Source organism: Paenibacillus sp. YN15 (genome assembly GCF_003285005.1).
Taxonomy (GTDB): domain Bacteria; phylum Bacillota; class Bacilli; order Paenibacillales; family NBRC-103111; genus Paenibacillus_AR.
The window spans coordinates 65,193-86,633 of record NZ_QMFA01000031.1 but is presented as its reverse complement, the minus strand read 5'-3'; the positions used below and the strand labels follow the sequence as shown (position 1 = coordinate 86,633).

The following is a 21,441-nucleotide window of genomic DNA, read 5'->3' as shown; positions in this document are numbered from 1 at the left end:
GAGCAGAGAAGCTGGCCCGGCCCAAGCGGAAGGTTCAGACGCCGGCCACCCGCGCTTCGCTTGTCGCATAAAAATATAGACTTATATTTTAGAGTGTTTTATACTCATAATAGGAAGCCGAAATATGACCTCTCATCTTGAATTGCTTCACAAAACGAATGTTTGTTCCTGATGAATAGCCAAGACGCTCGCCTGAGCGTCTTTTTTTATGCCATTTCACCCTCAAGGAGTGAACTCCCCATGGAGAAAAAACCGTTGGAATGTCTGAAAGAAATAGAAGCCGCGGAGCTGGAGCTGACCCGATTGAACGCCGCACGGTCCCTGGTTCCGATGAAGAGGGAGTTGAAGGTGACGCCCTTCGGGGCCTCCATCTTGCTGCGCGATTGCACGGACCCCGCTTCCATCTACTATAATCGGGTCAAGGGCTTCGGCCCCCGGGACTTGCCGGACCTGGACCGCCTGCTGAAGCATTACCCCCTTGCCGCGCCAAGCTTCGAGCTGACCCCCAACCACATGACGAAAGAGGTGACCAGAGCGCTTTGTGACAAAGGCTTTTTCCCCGTAGAGCAGCTGGTCTATATGTACGCTTGCCCGAAGACTACCGAAGGGCAGGCAGCCTCGTTTCCGATTGAGCGGGTGACAGAGGAAAGTGCGGAGGAATTTATCCGCTGGATCGGGGAATCCGTTGGCGGTATGAAAATCAACGGAGCTATGATGGCCCGGTCCAAGCCTTTCTTTTGCCGGCCGGACTTTATCAATTATATGCTGCGGATCGACGGCAGCCCGGCAGCCATGGGCTCGCTGTTCCTTCACGGGGAGGCGGGATACATTGCCAATGACTATACCTTTCCAACGCACCGGGGCAAGGGCTGCCAGAAGGCTCTGCTGGCACAGCGCCTAGGAGATGCCGCACGGATGGGGGCGAAGGCTGTCTACACTGATGTTATGTTCGGCTCGGCCAGCCATGCCAATATGGTGAAAGCGGGGTTCCGGATCTCCCATGTTTCTACCTTTTGGGTGAAACAGTGAGACTGCCTTATATAGAAAGGACCGCGCCCCAGTCGGTACGCGGTCTCCCCTTGCTTCTCTATTTGCCCAGCACAAGCCGCAGCTGGACGGCGACGTCATTTTGCGCGCTCAGCACCACGGTGTGGGGATTCTTCATGCCATAGTCCTCGAAGGTGACGACTGTTTGTCCCTCCAGCTTCAGCTGGGTGCCATCCAGTTGAGCCTTGGCGTCGAAGGTGACGTCCTTGGGGATGCCGCGGACGGTGAGTGTGCCGGTCATTTTGAAGGATTCGGTGACGCCGGCCTTCCATTCCTTGGGCAGGTTCTCGAAGGACTTGACGGTAAAGGTGGCCTTGGGATGCTGCTCGACCTGAAGATAATCGGCCCCCTTGATGTGATTATCCCGCTGTCCATTGCCGGAACTGAGTCCGCTGAGCTCTACGGCGCCTTCCGCTTTATTTTGAGCCGGATCGGCAGTATTGAGGGTCCAGGAGCCGGTAACCGGTTTGACCGAGAAGTTGACGGTTTCCTTGGAGGTGGTGACGGAGAAGTATACCTCCGACGCGGACTGGATGGTCCAGGTGCCGTTGACATCGGCAGGCGCGGCAGGTGTGGCCGATGATGAGGCAGCCTGCGAACCGCCGGAGGAACCGGAGGCGCTGATGACATCCTTTATCTCCACATGATTGCCCGCGTAATAATCGTATGCGTAATACCCGATACCGCCGCCTGCTGCGATCACAATTACCGTAATTATTGTTGCCAGCTTCCATTTATTCACAGTTCGTTTCCTCCTCATTAATAGTTGCATCGAATGATCTATCCCATAATCACTACGTTATGTAGTGCTATATTTCAAAAAAGATGCCCCTCCCGAGGCAGTGAACAGAGTGTTTACAACAGAGCCGGCAGCAAAAGTGAAGCCAATACCGCGGCTACCGAGAATGAAATAGCGGTAGAGAGCAAGGGAAGACGCATATGCGGCTTCTCGTCAGGGTCGATAAGCTGGCGGATACGGATGTTAATGGGGGTATCGGCAAAGGAAACATGGCAGAGAGGCATCCGGGTGTAAGGCTTGTGCCGGACCAGCTTCAGCAGAGCGCTGCCCAATCCTACAGGTGAGCCGGTGCGCGCTACGGCGTATTGATCCGCATGAACCTCTGCCGAAATTTTCAGCACATGGTGGCACCACCGCAGGATAGGCAAATACCACATCATCTTGGACAAAAGATAAGCAGGCATTGCCCGAAGGGCGTCATAATGCCGCATGTGATACTCTTCGTGCCGGATAACGGCTTCCAGCTCCTGCTCCTCCAGCATCTGAATTAACCCGGTGGACAACACGATGACGGGACGGATGAAGCCCATGGTCAGTGCCACCGCCTGCTCCTGTTCTATGATGACAAGCCTTCTGCGGGGGAGACGGTAGGTCTGCGCGATGGCCTGCTCCTGGTCCTTGCGCCGCAGCGGGGCGAATCTCCGTTTTATGCGGAGGTAGGAGAGCAGTTGGATGCTCAGCATAATGATGCCGGCCATGACGGTTGTCCAGGTCAGCGCATCCAGAAGAATGGCCATAAAGGGCAGTCCCCATTTCATAAACCAGCTGTTGCACATGTCAAACCAGCTGCGCAGCGCCTCCCAGCGGAACAGGGTAAAGCCTGCATACATGACCATCTGGACAAACAGAACCCCGGCCGCTGACAAGAACAGGATCACGACGGATTTGGATAGAGGATTTCCCATAGGCTATCTTCCCTTTTTCAGACTTTCGATTTTTTGCTCGAGGAGGCTGAGCAAATCGGGATCGGCTTCGTCAAGGGCGTCAATCATATGATTGACCACCAGCGGCCCGAAATCTTCCATCAGCTCGTGGGTAATCTCCTTGGACTGGATGTCCATGAACTCATCCTTGCTGTGCACCGGACGGAACAGGGAGGTCCGCCCGTCCATCCGCTTGGTAAGCACACCCTTCTCCAGAAGCCGGTTCATGACGGTCATAATCGTGTTGAAGTTGAGGTTTCGCTCCTGATCCAGCATTTTCTGCACATCCCGGATAGAGCATTCTGTATGGGACCACAGAATATCCATGATCTTGGCTTCCAAGGGGCCAAAAAAGCGGTTCAGGCCCTTCTCGTTGTACTTGAAGTTGTGTATCTTCACTATGATGCACCTCACACTACAAATTATAGTGTTATGGAAGATAGGCTGTCAAGCGAAGGCGGGGCTTAGTTCTTATAAAAGGAAATATCCCGTTCCGTCACCTTCAGCATACCGCCGGCATAGAGGCGGACGCATTTTCCCACGTATACCAGTTGGGGAAGGAGCAGAAAATAATGGGCAGCCGCGGCATTGGCCAGCCAGGGCAAAGGCAGCCATACATATAGAAGCGCCACCAGCACGAAGCCGATGAGCAGCCGGTGGTGATTGGCCCGGTCCCATTGTTTGATCGGGACGAGTCCCGCAGGCAAATAGCCAACAAGCGGGTAGGCGGCAGTCCATTTCCATAAGCGGGGCACCGATCCCCGGGCAAGGCGGGTGAGAGGCAGCACAATAGCGGCATGAGCGGCAGTAACGATGACCAATGATGCCGCCAGCTGGATCAGGCCGTCCGTGCCCGAATATACCGCATCGGCAAAAGCCCACAGCAGCAGGCAGACGGAATACAGCCAGAAAAAAGGATGCTTGCGGGTAAATCTGTAAAGCAGGGTATAATGGTATATAGTAGAATCCTCAGATAGGGTATGTTTGGACATGGTGCGCCTCCTTCTTCTTTATTAATATCGGCAGCGGCAGGCCTGTATTGCAGCCATTTTCCAGGAACCAACAGGCCTATGCCCACATAAACATATAAAAACAAAAGGAAAGCTTTGAAAAAACGAATGGACGGATAGTTTCATGGACATACTAATAGATAAAAAGACTAGAGGTGAGATGGATGGAGGAATTTGAGGGCCAGGACATAAAGCGGGCGCCGGAGCCGACAGTGGAGCAGGGGCAGGGACAGAGCAATGGCACAGGCGAGGTCTGTATTATTTGCGGAAGCGCCGGCAAGGACGGCATACGGGTTATTTCGGAATTTATTTGCGAGGAATGCGAAATGGAGATTGTTCGGACGGATGTGCAGGACGCCAAGTACCCCTTCTTTATCCACCAGCTGAAGCGGATCTGGTATCCAAAAAATGCATAAAAGCGGGCGGCAGATGCTTTCTTTTATCCGGTTTTTTTCATATAGTTAAGGAAGGATGAGTATACTTGTCCTTCTTTTTTTGTTGCCGGCAAGGGGGAACGTAAAGGATGAATCAGGAGAAGGCTCCATTGTTTGAAGCGCTGGCGGAACGGCGCAGGCGAAGGGATGCAAGCTTCCATGTGCCCGGCCATAAGTTCGGCGCCAGCCTGCAGGGGGAAGAGAAGGCTTTTTTTGGCTCCGTTATGGAGATTGATTATACGGAAATAGAAGGTTTGGATGATCTGCACCACCCTGAGGGGCCCATTCTGGAGGCCCAGCGGCTGGCTGCGGAATGCTTCGGGGCAGAGGAGACGTTTTTTCTGGTGGGGGGCAGCACGGTCGGGAATTTGGCTTTGATCGGCGCCGTCTGTCAGCCGGAGGAGCTGATCCTGGTGCAGCGCAATGCCCATAAATCGGTGATCCACGCCCTGATGCTGGCCCGGGTCCAAGCGGTGATGCTGGAGCCGGAGGTGGACAGACGGACGGGAATAGCCGGAGGGGTGGCGCCGGGTACGCTTCAAACGGCGCTGGAACGGTATCCCCGGGCCAAGGCGGTGTTCCTGACCAACCCCAATTATTACGGGATGGGCTGGGATTTGGAGCTGTATGCCCGGATGGCCCATGGCGCAGGAATGGCGCTTTTGGTGGATGAGGCGCATGGGGCGCATTTTGGGCTGCACCCCGGTGTGCCCGTATCGGCGTTGGCCCGGGGAGCGGACGGGGTGGTGCAGTCCACCCACAAGATGCTAACCGCCATGACCATGGGAGCCATGCTCCATGTGCAGGGGAGCCGCGTGCCCCGGGACAGGCTGCGGGAGCGGCTGGCTATGCTGCAAAGCTCCAGCCCCTCCTATCCCATCATGGCTTCGCTGGATATAGCCAGAAGATATGCGGCTACACGGGCCGGGGCAGAGATTGGCGCGGGATTGAAAGCGTTAAGCCGCTTCCGGGAGACGTTAGCTGGGCTACCCTCCCAAGGAGTGCGGCTGCTGGAGCCGTCGCCGGAATCCAATGCCTATAGCTTCTGGGACCCGTTTAAGCTGGTGCTCGAGGATGCCGGAGGTTTGCGGACTGGTTTTCAGCTGTTGGATGTGCTGGCGGTTGGCGGCATCGCCGGCGAGATGGCCGACGAGCGCTATGCGGTGCTGGCGGCCAGTCCGGCCACGGGCCGGGAGGATTTGGAGCGGCTGGCCGGGGCTATCGCCGCCATGGCGGTTGGACCCGCCTGCGGAGACTGTGAGGCAACCGCCGCCGCTTCCGCGGTCCCCGGGGCCATGGCGGCAGCAGCGGACCCGGTAAGCGGGCCTGTGGCTATGGGCGCTTCCGGCGTTGACCGGGGAGAGCGGCTGGCTCTGGAAGCGGCAGTGGGCCATCTTGCGGCCCAGTCGGTAGTGCCGTATCCGCCGGGCATCCCGCTGCTGATTCCGGGAGAGGTGATTACGGCAGCAGCTGCAGAGCGGATTCTGCGGCTGTACCGGGCCGGAGCCAAATTTCAGGGTGCGCCTCCGGGACCCGGTTGTAGTATACTGGTAACAAGACAGGACAAGTGACGGCGCATTCACGGCGCTTTCGGTTTCGACATATGGGGGACTGAAGAATTAAACAGCGAATGGGGTATAGAAGTGGCGGAAGGTTGGTTTATTACAATAGAAGGCGGAGAAGGGGCGGGCAAAACCTCCTTGATTCCGGAGATTGAGGCTTTTCTGAAGGAAATGGGAATGGAGGTCCTGATTACCCGGGAGCCGGGAGGCATCAAGATTGCCGAGGAAATCCGCTCCATTATCCTGAACAAGGAGCACACGTCCATGGACGGCAGGACGGAGGCGCTCTTGTATGCCGCAGCCCGCAGGCAGCATCTGGCGGAGAAGGTGCTGCCCGCAATTGCCCGGGGAGTGACGGTGCTAAGCGACAGATATGTGGACAGCAGTCTGGTATATCAGGGACATGCCAGAGGATTGGGAATCGACGAGATTTATTCCGTGAATGAATTTGCCACAGCCGGCGTTATGCCGGATATTACCCTGTGGCTGGATATAGATCCGGAGATCGGACTTTCCCGAATCCATAAGGATAAGGGGCGGGAAATCAACCGCCTGGACCTGGAGGGGCGTTCCTTCCATTATAAAGTAAGAGAGGGTTACGCCATTCTTCATGACCGTTATCCCGAGCGGATTGTCCGTATTGATGCGGGACAGCCCTTTGACCAGATGGTGCAATCCGTAAGACAGGCGCTAAATCTTTCGTTCCAAGCAGGAAAACGCCGCTTTCATGTCAAATAAAGTATGAGTATGGAGTTTTTTTTAAAGGGTATGAACCCCGTTTTGCAGCTGTTGGGTGTTTTTGAGAGACTGTTTTTATATAGGCGGCTGTCACCTATGGCGTCTTCGTCACATATCGTGTGGTAACAAGCGCCCCCGGCTGTTTTTGACGGCGGCATGCGGGGCTATCCTATCTTGTTGAAGGAGGAGTTGCTATGAAACTTGTCATCGCTGTGGTTCAGGATAAGGACAGCAACCGGCTGTCCAATGCTCTGGTCAAGGACGGCTTCCGCGCCACCAAGCTGGCGTCCACCGGCGGTTTTCTGCGGGCCGGCAATACTACATTCATTATTGGTATTGAGGATGAGCGGGTGCCCGAGGTGTTGAATGTCATTCGCAATAACTGCAAAACCCGTGAGCAGCTGGTCACGCCGGTTTCCCCTATGGGCGGCACTTCCGATTCCTATATTCCGTTCCCTGTAGAGGTTCAGGTGGGCGGCGCCGCGGTGTTCGTTATGCCGGTTGAACGTTTCGAGCACTACTGATTCCAACTTGCACAAGGAAGGCTGGACATATTCATATGAAAATCAATCCTGGCTGGCGTCCGTCCGGCAATGAGCTGCGCCGGACGGACAATTCCAATTTGCATCCTGTGCAGCAAAAAAGCTTTTCCGACAGTCTGCGCCAGCATGATGAACAAGCCGGCCAGGAGCAATTGAACCGGATGATCGACCAGATTCAGCGGCAGGGCGAACGCCTGTCCCGCTCCATGACGGTCCGGGAGCTGCGTCAGTACAAACTCCTGATCAAGCAGTTTCTGGAGGAGACCGCCCGCCGCGGCGTCGGGTTGAAGGATACCCGGGGCTGGGACCGCAGAGGCCGCACCAAACGCTACAAGCTGCTGGAGGAAATCGACGGACATCTGCTTGCCATGGCGGACGAGCTGCTGGATACAGAGCAGGGGAAGATCGATATCCTCCAGCGGGTCGGGGAAATTAAGGGGTTGCTGATTAATTTAAGCTTTTAGCTTCGGGAATGAGAGGGGACAACATGTCGTTTGATTCCATACCGGGACAGCTCCGGGCCAAGCGGATGCTCATCAACAGCCTCCGTACCGGGAAGCTGTCCCATGCTTACATCTTCAGCGGTCCGGCCGGCTCCGGCAAGAAGGAGCTGGCGGTGACTCTGGCTCAGGCGATCTTCTGCACAGCCAGGGAGGATGACGCCTGCGGGGAATGTGTGGAATGCCGCAAGGTGGCTCACGGCAACCACCCCAATCTGATTCTGGTGGAGCCCGAAGGGGCCAGCGTGAAGATCGACCAAATCCGCGAGCTGCAGCGGGAGCTGGGCTACCGCCTCTCCGGCGGCAGCAAAAAAATCTATGTCATCGAGCAAGCGGACCGGATGACGGTGCAGGCTGCCAACAGCCTCCTGAAATTTCTGGAGGAGCCGGGAGTCGATGTGATGGCTATTCTGATCACGGAGAACGGACATGCCCTCCTGCCCACCATCCAATCCCGGGCCCAGTGGATTCCCTTTGTTCCTTTGGCCGCCTCCGAGATTGTGGAGGTGCTCCACCGGCGGGAAGGGCTTCCGCTGGAGCTGGTGCTGCCTGCCGCCCATGTGGCGGGAGGCGTGGAGGCTGCGCGCGAATTTATCCAATCAAAGGAGTTTGCAGAAGCGCGAAATGTAATGATACAATTGGCTAAGGAGGCGCTTTTCCGCTTCCCCCATGTGCTTATTACAGCGCAGCAGGCCGTATTCAAGTCCGATATGGCGGACCGGCTTCCCCTTATTTTGGACCTGTGGCTGCTTCTGCTCAAAGATATGCTTCACCTTCAGAACGGCCGCCGGGAAGATGTGGTGTTCGCCGATCAAACCGATTGGACCTACAAGGAAGCAGTCCGTCTGCCCCTGCGGTATTGGGTGTATGCCATGGAGCTGGTGATTGAGCTTCAGAAGAAGCTGCGCACCACCGCCAATGCCCAGTTGGCCCTGGAGCAGGCGATTATCGGCATGCAGGACCGGCCGGCAAGCTGATTTTCCGGCTTAAAACTGATCCAGATTGGAGGGAGAAACCTTTGTATTGCGTTGTGGGCGTCCGCTTCAAGAAGGCGGGGAAAGTATTTTACTTTGACCCCATTGACTTGCCTGTTCAAAAAGACAGCAGTGTGATTGTGGATACGGCACGAGGATTGGAATATGGCAAGGTCGTCATCGGCAAGCGCGATGTGCCCGAAAGCGATGTGGTGCTGCCCTTGAAGAAGGTCATCCGGATCGCGGACGAGAATGATGCCCGGGTGGTGGACAACAATAAGGCCGCCGCCAAGGAAGCCTTCGGCATCTGCCAGGAGAAGATCAAGGACCATGGGCTGAAGATGAAGCTGGTGGACGTGGAATATACATTTGACCGCAACAAGGTCATCTTTTATTTTACGGCGGAGGGCCGGGTAGACTTCCGGGAGCTGGTGAAGGATCTGGCCAGCATCTTCCGCACCCGCATTGAGCTGCGGCAGATCGGGGTACGGGATGAGGCCAAGCTGCTGGGCGGAATTGGCCCCTGCGGCCGCATACTCTGCTGCTCCTCCTTCCTGGGAGACTTCGACCCCGTTTCCATCAAGATGGCCAAGGACCAGAACCTGAGCTTGAATCCCACCAAAATCTCCGGGTTATGCGGCAGGCTCATGTGCTGCCTGAAATACGAGCATGACAATTACGAAAGCGGCAAGACCGAGCTGCCCAAGGTAGGGCGCATTGTGATCACCACGATGGGGCAGGCCAAGGTGCTTAGCCTGAATGTGGAGAGCCGGATGGTGAAGGTGCAGCTGTTTGAGCAGAATAACCGGGTGGTGGAGCTCCCGGCGGATGATGTAGCGGAGCAGGAGTAATTTGAGGGTTCGCCTGAGGTGACAACCGTTGGAGAAAAAGGATATTTTCACGCAGATTGAAGCCATGGAAGAACAAATGGGCACCATGTATGCCGATTTGAGCCGGCTGAAGACCATCGTGGTGGAGCTTCTGGAGGAAAACCAGCGGCTTCGGATGGAGAACGAGCAGCTTTTGCGCATGATACGTGAGGATCAATACCCGGAACCGACTATGGAGCCTGACGCCGAGCCTGCCAAGCCGGAGGGTCTGTCCCTGACCCGGGAAGGTTACGAGAATCTGGCCCGGCTTTATCATGAAGGCTTTCACATATGCAATGTTTATTATGGACATTTGCGTACCGAAGGCGATTGCCTGTTTTGCATGTCATTTCTGAATAAATAATAGTGATGGCGCATGAGACGAACGAGGCCAGCCGCGACAAGAGCGGCTGGCCTTACGAGCACTTGGGCGGCACAGAGGAGTCCGGAGAACGAGTATGCTTTTGCCTCATGAACGAGCGGATGATTTGCTCCGCAATAATTTGAAGATCATCCAGGCGGATGATGTATTTTCCTTTTCCATGGATGCGGTTCTGCTGGCGCGGTTCTGCTCCGTGCCTCCCCGGGGGCGGATCATGGATTTATGCACGGGCAACGGCGTTGTGCCGATGCTCCTGTCCACCCGGACTCAGGCGGAAATCTGGGGGCTGGAGATTCAGGAGCGGCTGGCGGATATGGCCGCCCGGAGCGTCCAACTGAACGGCCTGGAGGAACGGATTCATATTGAGCAGGGGGATTTGAAGGAATACAGGACCCGGGAAGCCAGCCTGTTCGATCTGGTGACGGTGAACCCTCCGTACCTGCCGGTGTGTGCAGGAGAGCAGAACGGGAATCTCCATTTTGCCGCGGCGCGCCATGAAATCTTCTGTACTCTGGAGGATGTGCTGGCAGCTTGCAGCAGGCTCACCCGCTACGGGGGCAAGGTGGCCATGGTTCATAGGCCCGCAAGGCTTACGGATATCCTGGAGGGGATGCGGCGGGCAGGACTGGAGCCCAAGCGGCTCCGCTTCGTCCACCCCAAAGCGGAGCAGGAGGCCAATATGGTGCTGGTGGAGGGCATTCGGGGCGGCAAGCCGGATTTGCGGCTGCTTCCGCCGCTGGTGGTTTACGGCCCGGACGGCCAATATACCGGGGAGCTGATGGAGGTTTATTATGGTTCAGCCGACAGCCTCCGGGTAGAAAATAAGGAGAGGGGTTCCGAATGAACATACAGCGAAGCTATGCCGCAGACCGCACGGGCGGAGGAGCTCTTTATCTGGTGGCGACACCCATCGGCAATCTGGAGGATATGACTTTCCGGGCGGTGCGCATTCTGAAGGAAGCGGATATTATTGCCGCAGAGGATACCCGCCAGACCCGGAAGCTCCTGACCCACTTTGAGATTGGCGGGCGGCTGGTCAGCTATCATGAGCATAACAAAATCCACAGCGGCCCTGAGCTGGTCCGGCTTCTCCAGGAAGGGCAAAGCATTGCCCTGGTCAGCGACGCCGGGCTGCCAGCCATATCCGACCCCGGCCAGGATTTGGTCCGGCTGGCCATTGAGGCGGATATCCCGGTTATTCCGGTACCCGGCGCCAATGCTGCGCTCTCCGCTCTGATCGCTTCGGGCCTGGACACCACAGGCTTCCGCTTTGTTGGTTTCCTGCCCCGGGACAAAAAAGGGCTGAAGGAAAAGCTCTCCTCGCTTCAAGGCGTCAGGGAAACTCTGTTATTCTATGAATCTCCCCACCGGGTAGGCAAAACGCTGGAGGCGATGCTGCAAAGCTGGGGCAACCGGCAGGTGGTGCTGGCCCGGGAGCTGACCAAGCGCTACGAGGAATTTGCCCGGGGAACCCTGGAGGAAGCGCTGGTGATGCTGGAGGAGACTCCGCCGTTGGGAGAGTATTGTTTGGTAGTGGAAGGAGCTTCGGCCGATGGAGCCGGCGAACAGGGCTCTGCCGCCGAGACGGTCTGGTGGAAAGCTCTTACGGTGGCGGAGCATGTGGAGCGGTATGAAGCGGAGGGCCAGAGCCGCAAGGAGGCCATGAAGCGCGCCGCCGGCGACCGCGGCGTTTCCCGGCGGGATATTTATCAGGAATTGCTGGAGGAATAACGGGGGCGTTGCGCCCCCGGTTTTAACATACGCGCCAGAAAAATCCAGTCTTGCAATGGACAAAAAATATCCCTCAACAACCACGCCGGCTTTGCGTAGGTTGTTCAGGGACTAGAGGAGATATAAAAAGGTTAGAATTAACATTGGTTATGGATTTATTATACACTATAATTCCTATTTTGTCACAGGGTTAGGCATCTCAGTTAAGCAAACATTGCAAACAATTTTTCCTTTGAAGTAGGCAACGTTCTCAGCATTGCCACAAAAGATACAAGCAGGCTCATATTTCTTGAGCATGATGCGCTCGCCGTCCACATAAATTTCAAGAGCATCCTTCTCGCCGATACCCAGGGTGCGGCGCAATTCGATGGGGATTACCACCCGGCCCAGCTCGTCCACTTTTCTTACAATACCAGTAGATTTCATCATTGTATATGTTGCTCCTCTCAAAAATTAGTGTCAGTTTTGGAATCATCGTCATCTTTCGACATTTCACTTTATAATGATACCAACCTTTCCCAAAATAGTCAACTGTTTTTTTACAAAAAAAGATACTAAATTTTGGCTCGGAAAAACCGATATTCCTGATGATAGTGGGCTTTTTCCAGACAAAATTTTCTACAGAAAAATCAAATAGTAATATTACAAGTTTTGAAGAAACTCTTATTCGGGACTAAAGATGTTTGTTTACGACATTTTTCGACGAAAATAAAAAGGGACTTTTATCTCAAGCCTTGAAAGGGAGGGACGGGCATGTCAGGCAGGCTGTCAGAGGAGAAAGTATTCAAGGACCCGGTACATAATTACATCTATGTCCAAGATGAAACCATATGGGAGCTGATCAACTCGGCGGAATTCCAAAGGCTGCGACGGATCAGGCAGCTGGGCACGTCCTATCTGACCTTCCACGGGGCGGAGCATAGCCGGTTCTCCCATTCCCTGGGGGTGTATGAAATTACCCGGCGGATTATCTCCCAGTTTGAAAAAAGCGGCTTTGCCGACTGGCCCCGGGAGGAGCGGCTGTTATGCCTGTGCGCCGCGTTGCTTCATGATTTGGGGCATGGGCCCTTCTCCCATTCCATCGAAAGAGCCTTTGACAGCGATCATGAGGAATGGACCTGCCGGATTATTCTGGGGGATACCCAGGTGAACCGCATTCTGCGCAAGGCTGACCCGCTTATGCCCGAGAAGATCGCTGCGGTCATCCGGAAAACCTATGAGCAGAAGATCGTGGTGAGCCTGATCTCCAGCCAGATGGATGCCGACCGGATGGATTATCTCTTGCGGGACGCGTATTATACCGGCGTGGATTACGGCACCTTCGATCTGGAGCGGATTCTGCGGATGGTCCGGCCCCATAAGGGACATATTGTGGTGAAGGAAAGCGGCATGCATGCGGTGGAGGATTATCTCATGTCCCGCTATCAGATGTATTGGCAGGTTTATTTTCACCCTGTCACCCGGAGCGGGGAAATTCTGCTCTCCAAAATATTCGAGCGGGCCCGGGCATTATTTGGGGGTGGCCATACCTTTGTTTTTCTGGATGATACGCTGCGCCGCCTGTTCGAGAATGCCATGACCGTTGCCGACTATCTTCACCTGGACGAAGCGCTGATGCAAATGGCCTTTATGCAGTGGACCAAGGATACGGACCCGGTGCTGGCCGACTTATGCAGCCGGTTTTTGCACAGGCGGCTTCTGAAGTATGTGCCCCTGGAGGAAAGCGAAATTCTTCTGACCCATCAGGTGCGGGACTGCCTTGCAAAAGTGGGGCTTGATCCGGATTATTATATGTATGTCGATTTCCCGGCGGATCTGCCGTATGATGTATACAAGCCCGGCGAGGTGGAGGAGAAGCTGCCCATACTGCTGCTGGACTCCCGGGACCATCTGTTTGAAATCTCCAGCCGTTCGGAAATTGTCCGCTCCATCAGCGGCATCCGCCAGGGGCAGCATCACATTTATTTTCCGGAGGAGCTGCTGGCGGCGGAGGCCATGCCGGAGGAGCTGTGGCAGCTTTTGCAGAAACGCTCGTAGCACCGGGGCAAGTGGGACCAATACACTCGTTCCCGACACGCCATCATCACAGAAAAGAGGTACTTGTATGTTTACCGATACGCACACCCATATGGACAGTCCATCCTTTCAGGAAGACCGGCATGAGGCGCTGATGCGGGCTTATGAAGCCGGGGTCACCCGGATTGTCAATGTGGGCTTTAACCGCGAGACCATTCCCACTACCTTGGAGCTGTCCCGCCGGTATGATTTTGTCTATGCGGTGCTGGGCTGGCATCCCCAGGATGCCAAGGATATGACGCCGCAGGACCTGGAGGAGCTGGCGGAGATGCTGAAGCTTCCCAAGGTGGTGGCCTTGGGCGAAATTGGCCTGGACTATTATTGGGATACATCCCCCAAGGATGTGCAGGCCAGGGTATTCCGGGAGCAGATTCGGCTGGCCCGGAAGCTGGACAAGCCCATTGTGATCCATAACCGGGATGCGCATCAGGATATCCTGGAGATTCTGAAGGAGGAAAAAGCGGCGGAGATTGGCGGCATCATGCACTGCTTCTCCGGCAGCTGGGAAACGGCGAAAATCTGCCTGGATATGAATTTCCATATTTCCTTCGGCGGCCCGGTTTCCTTCAAGAATGCCAAGCAGCCCAAGGAGGTGCTGGCCCGGGTTCCCCTGGACCGTCTGCTGCTGGAAACGGACGCTCCGTACCTGACCCCCCATCCCTTCCGGGGGAAGCGGAACGAAACCGGATACGTGCGTTATGTGGCCGAAGCGGCCGCCGAAATCCGCGGCATGTCCCTGGAGGAAATCGCCCGGGTGACAACGGAAAATGCGGTTAGGCTGCTGGGTCTGAAGTGACCGTTTATAAGTATACATTATAATAGAAGAAACGGGTTGGGAGCAGGTCTTAAATTGGCTTGAAAGGCCGCGGAATACAAGGGTTTTTTCATAAAAAAGCGGAGGCAGTCCGGCAGCGGTTTTGCCGGGCGATTCGGAGCGGTTTTTAGCTGTCTCCGGCCCCTCAAGTGATTCTTGTGGAAGCGTCAACAATTGTCTGCTATTCGGCGGAATGAGGGATATCCTTGGGAATAGCGACAGAAAATGTCCGTTAAGCAGCTCTTTTCCCCTGAAAAAGCCGTTTTTGGATGGGATAACAGACATTTAATGTCGTTATTCTGTGAAAATAGGACCGCTGGGCAAATAGACGACATTTGATGTCCGTTATCCTGACGAAAAAAATGCCGGAGGACTTAGTCCCCGGCATGTTTCATTTTGCGGGGAAGCGACACCCGCGTGAAGTAGAGAATGTACAGGAAGCCCGCCGCCACTGCGGTCAGGGCCTGCAATCTGCCGCTGGAATGGAAGCCGATCAGCACCGCGCCCACTGCTGTATTGGACAGGAGGAGCGCGCTTTCGCAGATCCGCGATACCGCTTTACTCTTGCGGCTCGGGTCCACAGGGTAGAGCTCCAGCCAGAAGCTGTACCGGTGGCTCTGGGTCAACGAGGAAACCGTGGCGCAGTTCATGATCAGCGTGATTCCGTAAATCAGCAGAACGGCGGCCGTATGATTCACAGCCAGGAATAACAGGATGGCAATTACCGAGGTTCGCGCCAGAATGGCATAATATTCCGACCGGATAAAGGTTTTGGCGTAGAGAAACCGGTGAGTGTCCTCCTGCCGGAAGGGAATCCGCGAGGTGACTCCTCCCAGAAAGCGTCTTGCCGCCGGTTTGGTCGCCAGCTTCGGCACGTCGGCAAACCAGCTGTAGAAGGTGTAATGGCGCTTCAGGCTGATCTCTTCCCGGCGGATTAGCTGCTCCCAGGGCACTCTGTGCCGGGGAAACGGCAATACCACGAGGCATTGCGCCGCCGCAGCCAGGAGCAGCAAGCCCCAGGCCTTCGCCGGGCTCTCCGTCAGCAGGGCGAAGGGCAGCACCGCCGCGGCCAGCCAGCGGACCAGCGCTTCGGCGCCGCGGTTTGGCCGGTATACCAGCCGTTCCGCCTGAAAGCGGCCCAATACGGCCAGCAGCTTGGCGGCCAGCAAATAGGCGGCGGCATGTGCGAAGGGAAGCGCCGCCTCATCCGCGCAGGCCAGATACAGCGGCCAGACCGCCAGGAGCAGCATCAGGGAAACCGCCGCCTGAAAGGCGTAGCTGTAGATAATGGAGCAGATCCACCAGCTGCGGAGTCTGGATTCGGCGGGAGCCAGGAATACCATATCCGCCTGCTTCATAAAGGTGCGGACTCCCGTCATGCCCAGAGCCAAGGCCAGAAGCGGCGTAGTAATACGCCAGTAGGGAAAGGCGTCCGGCAGGCTCTGCAGGAATTTCCCGTAATAATAAGCGCCTATTATAATGAACATCAGCAAAAATCCGGCGAAGCCGCTGCGTGCGGCATAGCTGATATAAATAAATGCCTCTTTCCAGAAAGCTGCCGCCCTTTTGCGCCACAGATCCGCGAAATCCTCCCTCATCCGACGGCGCCTCCAGCCGCGGTGAGCGCGCAGAAGGCGTCATCCAGGCTGCTGCCGCGAGGCAGGCCCGCCGCTGCCAGTATTTCCGGAAGTGTTCCTTTGGCGATAATGCAGCCTTGGTGGAGCACCACGAATTTATTGCAGTAGCGTTCGATGGTGGACAGAATATGGGAGCTGATCAGGAAGCTGGCGCCTGTCTCCTGCATCTGCACCATCAGCTCCAGGAGGGAGCGGATGGAGAGAGGGTCCAAACCCAAAAACGGCTCATCGATAATATAGAGAGGCGGCTCCGTGAGAAAGGCGTTCATGATCATGACCTTCTGCTTCATCCCCTTGGACAGATGGGCGGAAAAGCTGTCCTTTTTCCCCGTCATGTGGAAGGTGTCCAGCAGTTTGGCGGAGCGTTCTCCATATAGAGCCCGCTCCAAGCCGTAGGCCCTTGCCGTCAGCTCCAGATGCTCGCTGATGGTCAGCTCCTCGTACAGCTCCGGGGATTCGGGGACATAGGCAAAGGAGGAGCGGTATTCCAAGGGAGCTTCCGCCAGGGTACGCCCGCGAATCCGGATTTCTCCCTTCTGGGGCTGGAGCAGCCCGAGAATATGCTTGATTGTGGTGCTTTTGCCGGCGCCGTTCAGTCCGATCATACCCACCATTTCGCCGGGAAATACTTCAAAGTCCACATCCTTCAGGACAGGCTTGCGGGGAAAATACCCCCCGTACAAACCCTTTACCTGCAACATCGGTTCCAAACCGCTCACCCGCTTCGACATATGTATTCTTTTGACAAGGCGTTCTCCCGCTATTATATAGAAAAAGCTTCAGACGATGCAATTCAACGGGGGACAAGAAGGGGGAGCGCAAGGGAAATTAAGGTGCAAAAGGAAGGGTCTGGGTCTGGAAATCAGGAGCGCCACGGAGAGAAGGAAGAGGTAAACAAACTGTAAATATGATGGGAAAATAGCTCTTTGATGTCAAAATTTTTTGATAATTCTTTTGGGAAAGCAATAAAAAGTTCATATTTAAGCCGTCATAAGCCATTGAAAATAAGAAATAAAGAGATAATGGATAAAACGAGTGAGATAATGGGCCAAAAAAACGGTTTTTAACCGCATACATGGCTAATTTTCGCCGATATATGAACTTTTCGCTATTTACAACTTTAGCTTGAGGCATTAATATACAACACATGATAACTTAATAGTGCTTGCCAAATTTCCAATTCGCTGAGTTTCCATTTTGGAAAACGGGGGAACCGAATGTGAACAGCTTTCAGGCTTTGTGGACGGCCTTGAAGTGACGGCACGGTTTTGGGGTGAATCCTTGGACGGCTGCTTTAGCAGCCCGTACAGGTAGGGCGACTCTTTCGTCCGAATCCGTCAGCTAACCTCGTAAGCGTTGAAGAGAGGATACTTGTCGTGCATTTTTATGCTTGGTTTGCCACGAGAAGATACCTCTTCACGGGGCTTTTTATGTTGGTCCCGTGGATTCCATAATTCAACCGCTCAACATGTTTCGCAAGGGAGGGTGCTGCGCAAGGAGCCGGATTCCGGTTGCAGCTGCTTTGGATGCGAGGAGAATTGGCTTTTAAGCATGAAGTTATAATCAAACCAATAGTCACGTCAAAAAGAACCCTGTATCATACCAGACGGCGGACTATGAAGGAGGACCGATTGAAGTGGGCGCTATCCCTGTTCAGGAAACCCATGAAAAACGATCATCCAGCATGGCCTTCGCATTGCGATGGGAGCATGAAAACGGGCGCAGAATAATTATAGCAGCAGCTTTTTTGATCGCCTTAGCCTTCATGTTTTTCATGTTGTTGTACGGAACGGCTACCAAAAGCGTATCCGTAGTGGTGGACGGACAAGAAACCGTGGTGGTTACCCGGCAAGATGTTCTTAAACACCTACTGGATGAAGAAGCAATTTCGTACGGTGAGAATGACCGTATCTCCCTGCCTGTGGACACCAAGCTGCGGAATGGGGACGTCATTGTGCTGAACCACACCTCGCCGGTGCAATTGACTGCCGATGGACAGACCTTAACGTTGTATACAACCGGAAAGACGGTTGCAGGCGCTTTAGAGGATTTGAATATCGCGATGGACCCGCTGGATAAGATTACTCCCCCGTTGGAGGATGTCCTAGATTCCGGCGAAGAAATCAAGATCGTCCGCGTCACCAAGGAAATCGCCGAGGAATCGGTGCCGATTGCCTTCGAAACGGTGAAGCAGAATGACAGCAGCTTGCTGAAGGGCAAGGAAGAGGTTGTTCAGGACGGCAAAGAAGGAACCAAGGTCATCAAAACAGAGAAGGTTTATGAGGATGGCGTTTTGGTGGCGGAAAACAAGGTGGATGAAACGATTGCCGCCGAAAGCGTCAGCAAGGTGGTAGCCGTAGGCACCAAAGCTCCGGTGGTCACCGTATTAAGCGCAAGCTCCCCCAATGTGGATGAAGTCACCAAAAACGGGGTAAGCTTTGGCTATAAGAAGATTTTGAACAATGTGACACTGACGGCGTATTCCGCCGACCTGGCTTCCACCGGCAAGGATGAAGGCCACCCGCAATTCGGGGTTACCTCCAGCGGCACCACTGTAACGGAGGGCCGTACCATTGCTGTGGACAAAAGTGTTATCCCCATGGGCTGGTGGGTCTATATCGAAGGCATCGGCTTCCGCCGCGCCGAGGATACAGGCAGCGCCATCAAGGGCAACAAGATCGACGTATACTTCGACAGCTCTTCGTATGCCAATAAATTCGGCACCAAACGAGGCTACACCGTCTATGTCATCGGCCCGAAGAAGCCTGTTACCGATTAACAAATCTGGTCCCGCCGGGCAACGGCGCTTCCAGTTGGATATCTACCCGAGAAGAGGCCGCCTAGCCTCTTCTCTTCCTGTTTATTAAGACGAAGGGACGAAGGGAAAAGTTGCGTCTATGCTGAAAGAAATTATTGTGGTGGAGGGCAAGTCCGACACGGCGGCCATCAAGCGTGCGGTAGAGGCCGAAACCATCGAAACAGGCGGTTCTGCCATCAACCAGGCGGTCTACGAAAAGATCCGTCTGGCGCTGGAGCGCAGGGGGGTTATTATCTTCACGGACCCCGATCATGCCGGGGAGCGGCTCCGGCGGCTGATTACCGCCCGGTTCCCGGGCTGCAAGCAGGCCTTCCTGAGCCAGGAGGACGCTACCAGAAACGGCGATGTGGGCATTGAAAACGCCACTCCGGAGATGATCCGAAAAGCGTTGGACAACCTTAAAACGGACTATCAGGCCGGGGAAGCGGAGATCACCCGGGATGATCTGATGGACGCAGGTCTTCTGGTCCATCCCGATGCGGCGGCCCGCCGCGAGGCGATGGGACGGCTCCTCGGAATCGGCTACGCCAACGGCAAGCAATTTTTGAAAAGATGCCAAATGTTTCAAATTACACGAAAAGAATTCGAGAAAGCGCTGAAGCTTTTTCGCGATGAGGGCTTCCAATGACAAAACCCCATTCCGCAACGGATGTGGCATCCCCGGCCAGAACCAAGGATGTCCTGGGCCGCTACGGCATTACGGCCAAGAAGAGCCTTGGCCAAAATTTTCTTGTTGATCTGAACATTCTGGGCAATATTGTGAGCGCAGCCGAGCTGGACGAGTCCAAGGGCGCTCTGGAGATCGGCCCCGGCCTGGGCGCTCTGACCCAGCAGCTGGCCAAGCGGGCCGGCCGGGTGGTGGCGGTGGAGCTGGACCAGCGGATGCTGCCTGTTCTGGATGAAACCCTGTCGGCCTACGGCAATGCCTCTGTGGTTCATGGGGATATTCTGAAGGTGGATCTGGAGGAGCTGTTCCAGCGTTATTTCGCCGGCATGAAGGGCGTCAGCGTGGTGGCCAACCTGCCCTATTATGTGACTACGCCTATTGTCATGCGACTTTTGGAGGAGCATATTCCCCTGGAGAATATCGTGGTGATGATCCAGAAGGAAGTGGCGAACCGGATGGCGGCCAAACCCGGGAGCAAGGATTACGGCAGCTTGAGCATCGCCGTGCAGTATTATTGCGAGCCCCAGGTGGTGGCGATTGTTCCCCGCACCGTGTTTATCCCCCAGCCCAATGTGGACTCCGCGGTGATCCGGCTGCGGGTGCGCAAGACTCCGCCAGTCCGGGTATCCGACGAGAAGCTGTACTTCCAGGTGGTGCAGGCGTCCTTCGCCCAACGGAGAAAAATCATCTTTAATAATCTGTTAACCCGATTCTTCGATAAAGAAACCCGGCATCTTTTGGAGCAAGCGCTTGAGAAGGCCGGAATTGAGCCTGTGCGCCGCGGAGAGACATTGAGCCTTGAAGAGTTCGCCCGTCTCACCGAAGCCCTCCAGGAGGCCGGAATCGGCGTTTAAAAAGCAAAACACTCCCTTGCTGTTCGCGGCAGGGGAGTGTTTTGCATAAAATCCCCGTTTGCACCGCACCAAACGCCCAGTCCCGCCATACGATACAACGTGAGGAGGGATAGGCGCAATGAAGCAAGGCGATCTGGTTGTCCGAAAATCCTATGGCGGAGACGTCATTTTTAAAATCCAAGATTTTTCTTATCAGACTGCGCTGCTGCGGGGGGTGGACGTGCGGCTTCTGGCGGATGCGTCCATCGCGGACTTGAAGCCTGCGCCCGAAACCCGCATTGCCCGCCATGAGGAAGACATGCAGCAGCGGTGCACCGAAATGCGCAGCGTAATGACGAAAAGTCTGCCCCAGCCGGCCAAGCAGGCTGGCTCTTCCGCAAGAGGGGGGCGCCAGGCCTCCGGCTATTTTGAGGTCCCCGGGAAGGTGCTTCATCTGGACGGCGATCCCAACTATCTGCGCAAAAGCATGGGGCTGTACGGGGATCTGCGCGTACCTGCGGAGGGCATTTATGTGCCGGAGCAGAATATGGCCGAGGCTCTGACCCGGCTGCTGCCCCAGGTGCATCCCGATATAGTGGTGATTACCGGGCATGACGGGATTCTGAAGGAATTTAAGGATGGCGACGCCCAGAGTCTGACCAGCTACAAAAACTCCCAGAACTTTGTAAATGCGGTGCGCACGGCCAGAAAGTTTGAGCGCAACCGCGACGCCCTGGTGATCATCGCCGGAGCCTGCCAGTCGCATTTTGAAGCGCTGCTGCAAGCGGGGGCCAACTATGCCAGCTCTCCGGGGCGCGTGCTGATCCATGCCCTTGATCCCTTGTACATTGCCGCCAAGGTGGCGTTTACCCCCATTAAGGATACGGTCCAAATGGCCGATATTCTCCAGCATACCATGAGCGGTCTGGAGGGTTTGGGCGGAATCGACACCCGGGGCAGCTACCGTTTGGGGATTCCCGGCTTTAAAACCTATTGAAAGCTGCCGCAAAGGAAGCTTGCATCGTAAGGAGAAAGCTGCCGCCGCCTGATGATCAGGTCGGCGGTTTTCTTTTTTTTGGGGAAAG

At 55.3% G+C, this 21,441-nt stretch carries 24 protein-coding genes and 1 riboswitch; of the genes, 17 read left to right on the top strand and 7 right to left on the bottom strand.

Annotated elements, in window-relative coordinates:
* The first annotated feature begins 240 nt into the window (after positions 1-240).
* Positions 241-1,029, top strand: coding sequence for a GNAT family N-acetyltransferase (locus DQG13_RS30940; protein WP_181592904.1), 789 nt, complete (start codon positions 241-243; stop codon positions 1,027-1,029).
* A 58-nt stretch (positions 1,030-1,087) separates the two neighbouring features.
* Here DQG13_RS30940 and DQG13_RS21545 read toward each other — a convergent pair whose 3' ends face one another.
* The 4 genes from DQG13_RS21545 to DQG13_RS21530 all read right to left on the bottom strand — a co-directional run bounded on the left by DQG13_RS21545 (position 1,088) and on the right by DQG13_RS21530 (position 3,761).
* Positions 1,088-1,789, bottom strand: coding sequence for a YceI family protein (locus DQG13_RS21545; protein WP_258525800.1), 702 nt, complete (start codon positions 1,787-1,789; stop codon positions 1,088-1,090).
* Between the two features lie 113 nt (positions 1,790-1,902).
* A complete protein-coding gene (locus DQG13_RS21540) occupies positions 1,903-2,751 on the bottom strand; it encodes a M56 family metallopeptidase (RefSeq protein ID WP_113022030.1) in 849 nt (282 codons plus the stop codon).
* A gap of 3 nt (positions 2,752-2,754) precedes the next feature.
* Complete coding sequence (locus DQG13_RS21535) at positions 2,755-3,168, bottom strand: BlaI/MecI/CopY family transcriptional regulator (protein ID WP_113022028.1); 414 nt, start codon at positions 3,166-3,168, stop codon at positions 2,755-2,757.
* A 65-nt stretch (positions 3,169-3,233) separates the two neighbouring features.
* Complete coding sequence (locus tag DQG13_RS21530) at positions 3,234-3,761, bottom strand: hypothetical protein (protein WP_113022026.1); 528 nt, start codon at positions 3,759-3,761, stop codon at positions 3,234-3,236.
* Between the two features lie 230 nt (positions 3,762-3,991).
* On the opposite strand from DQG13_RS21530, the gene DQG13_RS31570 reads away from it, so the two are divergent.
* The 10 genes from DQG13_RS31570 to rsmI all read left to right on the top strand — a co-directional run bounded on the left by DQG13_RS31570 (position 3,992) and on the right by rsmI (position 11,511).
* Positions 3,992-4,195 carry a sigma factor G inhibitor Gin gene (locus DQG13_RS31570; protein WP_397334012.1) on the top strand — a complete coding sequence of 68 codons (204 nt, stop codon included), beginning with the start codon at positions 3,992-3,994 and terminating at the stop codon, positions 4,193-4,195.
* Positions 4,196-4,302: 107 nt separating this feature from the next.
* The gene (locus tag DQG13_RS21520) at positions 4,303-5,784 is read left to right on the top strand and encodes an aminotransferase class I/II-fold pyridoxal phosphate-dependent enzyme (protein ID WP_113022024.1); all 1,482 of its coding nucleotides are present in this window, start codon (positions 4,303-4,305) and stop codon (positions 5,782-5,784) included.
* A gap of 66 nt (positions 5,785-5,850) precedes the next feature.
* Positions 5,851-6,513, top strand: a complete 663-nt coding sequence (gene tmk, locus DQG13_RS21515) for a dTMP kinase (protein ID WP_113022022.1) — start codon at positions 5,851-5,853, stop codon at positions 6,511-6,513.
* A gap of 194 nt (positions 6,514-6,707) precedes the next feature.
* The gene (locus tag DQG13_RS21510) at positions 6,708-7,037 is read left to right on the top strand and encodes a cyclic-di-AMP receptor (protein WP_113022020.1); all 330 of its coding nucleotides are present in this window, start codon (positions 6,708-6,710) and stop codon (positions 7,035-7,037) included.
* A gap of 35 nt (positions 7,038-7,072) precedes the next feature.
* The gene (locus DQG13_RS21505; protein ID WP_113022018.1) at positions 7,073-7,519 is read left to right on the top strand and encodes a YaaR family protein; all 447 of its coding nucleotides are present in this window, start codon (positions 7,073-7,075) and stop codon (positions 7,517-7,519) included.
* A 23-nt stretch (positions 7,520-7,542) separates the two neighbouring features.
* Positions 7,543-8,532 carry a DNA polymerase III subunit delta' gene (gene holB / locus DQG13_RS21500; protein ID WP_113022017.1) on the top strand — a complete coding sequence of 330 codons (990 nt, stop codon included), beginning with the start codon at positions 7,543-7,545 and terminating at the stop codon, positions 8,530-8,532.
* 41 nt (positions 8,533-8,573) lie between these two features.
* Positions 8,574-9,380, top strand: a complete 807-nt coding sequence (locus DQG13_RS21495) for a PSP1 domain-containing protein (protein WP_113022015.1) — start codon at positions 8,574-8,576, stop codon at positions 9,378-9,380.
* Positions 9,381-9,408: 28 nt separating this feature from the next.
* On the top strand, positions 9,409-9,762 hold the full coding sequence (gene yabA / locus DQG13_RS21490) for a DNA replication initiation control protein YabA (RefSeq protein ID WP_113022013.1): 354 nt from the start codon (positions 9,409-9,411) through the stop codon (positions 9,760-9,762).
* Positions 9,763-9,856: 94 nt separating this feature from the next.
* A complete protein-coding gene (locus DQG13_RS21485; RefSeq protein ID WP_113022011.1) occupies positions 9,857-10,624 on the top strand; it encodes a tRNA1(Val) (adenine(37)-N6)-methyltransferase in 768 nt (255 codons plus the stop codon).
* Positions 10,621-11,511 carry a 16S rRNA (cytidine(1402)-2'-O)-methyltransferase gene (gene rsmI, locus DQG13_RS21480; protein ID WP_113022009.1) on the top strand — a complete coding sequence of 297 codons (891 nt, stop codon included), beginning with the start codon at positions 10,621-10,623 and terminating at the stop codon, positions 11,509-11,511. The genes DQG13_RS21485 and rsmI overlap by 4 nt, the downstream gene beginning before the upstream one ends.
* A gap of 174 nt (positions 11,512-11,685) precedes the next feature.
* Here the strand turns inward: rsmI and DQG13_RS21475 are convergent, their stop codons facing one another.
* Positions 11,686-11,940 carry an AbrB/MazE/SpoVT family DNA-binding domain-containing protein gene (locus DQG13_RS21475; RefSeq protein ID WP_113022007.1) on the bottom strand — a complete coding sequence of 85 codons (255 nt, stop codon included), beginning with the start codon at positions 11,938-11,940 and terminating at the stop codon, positions 11,686-11,688.
* Positions 11,941-12,264: 324 nt separating this feature from the next.
* Here DQG13_RS21475 and DQG13_RS21470 point away from each other — a divergent pair, with 324 nt between their 5' ends.
* Together DQG13_RS21470 and DQG13_RS21465 are read left to right on the top strand one after the other, a co-directional pair.
* A complete protein-coding gene (locus DQG13_RS21470) occupies positions 12,265-13,548 on the top strand; it encodes an HD domain-containing protein (protein WP_113022005.1) in 1,284 nt (427 codons plus the stop codon).
* Between the two features lie 67 nt (positions 13,549-13,615).
* Positions 13,616-14,383: a TatD family hydrolase gene (locus DQG13_RS21465; protein WP_113022003.1), complete on the top strand. Its 768-nt coding sequence runs from the start codon at positions 13,616-13,618 to the stop codon at positions 14,381-14,383.
* Between the two features lie 392 nt (positions 14,384-14,775).
* Here DQG13_RS21465 and DQG13_RS21460 read toward each other — a convergent pair whose 3' ends face one another.
* Both DQG13_RS21460 and DQG13_RS21455 read right to left on the bottom strand, forming a co-directional pair.
* Positions 14,776-15,999 carry an ABC transporter permease gene (locus DQG13_RS21460; RefSeq protein WP_113022001.1) on the bottom strand — a complete coding sequence of 408 codons (1,224 nt, stop codon included), beginning with the start codon at positions 15,997-15,999 and terminating at the stop codon, positions 14,776-14,778.
* On the bottom strand, positions 15,996-16,739 hold the full coding sequence (locus tag DQG13_RS21455; RefSeq protein ID WP_258525803.1) for an ABC transporter ATP-binding protein: 744 nt from the start codon (positions 16,737-16,739) through the stop codon (positions 15,996-15,998). The genes DQG13_RS21460 and DQG13_RS21455 overlap by 4 nt, the downstream gene beginning before the upstream one ends.
* Before the next feature lie 471 nt (positions 16,740-17,210).
* Positions 17,211-17,409: riboswitch (cyclic di-AMP (ydaO/yuaA leader) on the top strand.
* A 265-nt stretch (positions 17,410-17,674) separates the two neighbouring features.
* On the opposite strand from DQG13_RS21455, the gene DQG13_RS21450 reads away from it, so the two are divergent.
* From DQG13_RS21450 to yabG, 4 genes are all read left to right on the top strand, one after another.
* Positions 17,675-18,817, top strand: coding sequence for a resuscitation-promoting factor (locus DQG13_RS21450; protein ID WP_397334011.1), 1,143 nt, complete (start codon positions 17,675-17,677; stop codon positions 18,815-18,817).
* Between the two features lie 118 nt (positions 18,818-18,935).
* Positions 18,936-19,484, top strand: a complete 549-nt coding sequence (gene rnmV / locus DQG13_RS21445) for a ribonuclease M5 (protein WP_113021999.1) — start codon at positions 18,936-18,938, stop codon at positions 19,482-19,484.
* Complete coding sequence (rsmA, locus tag DQG13_RS21440; protein ID WP_113021997.1) at positions 19,481-20,377, top strand: 16S rRNA (adenine(1518)-N(6)/adenine(1519)-N(6))-dimethyltransferase RsmA; 897 nt, start codon at positions 19,481-19,483, stop codon at positions 20,375-20,377. Before rnmV ends, rsmA begins: the two co-directional genes overlap by 4 nt.
* Positions 20,378-20,495: 118 nt before the next feature.
* Positions 20,496-21,353, top strand: a complete 858-nt coding sequence (gene yabG / locus DQG13_RS21435) for a sporulation peptidase YabG (protein WP_113021995.1) — start codon at positions 20,496-20,498, stop codon at positions 21,351-21,353.
* The last annotated feature ends 88 nt before the right edge of the window (positions 21,354-21,441 follow it).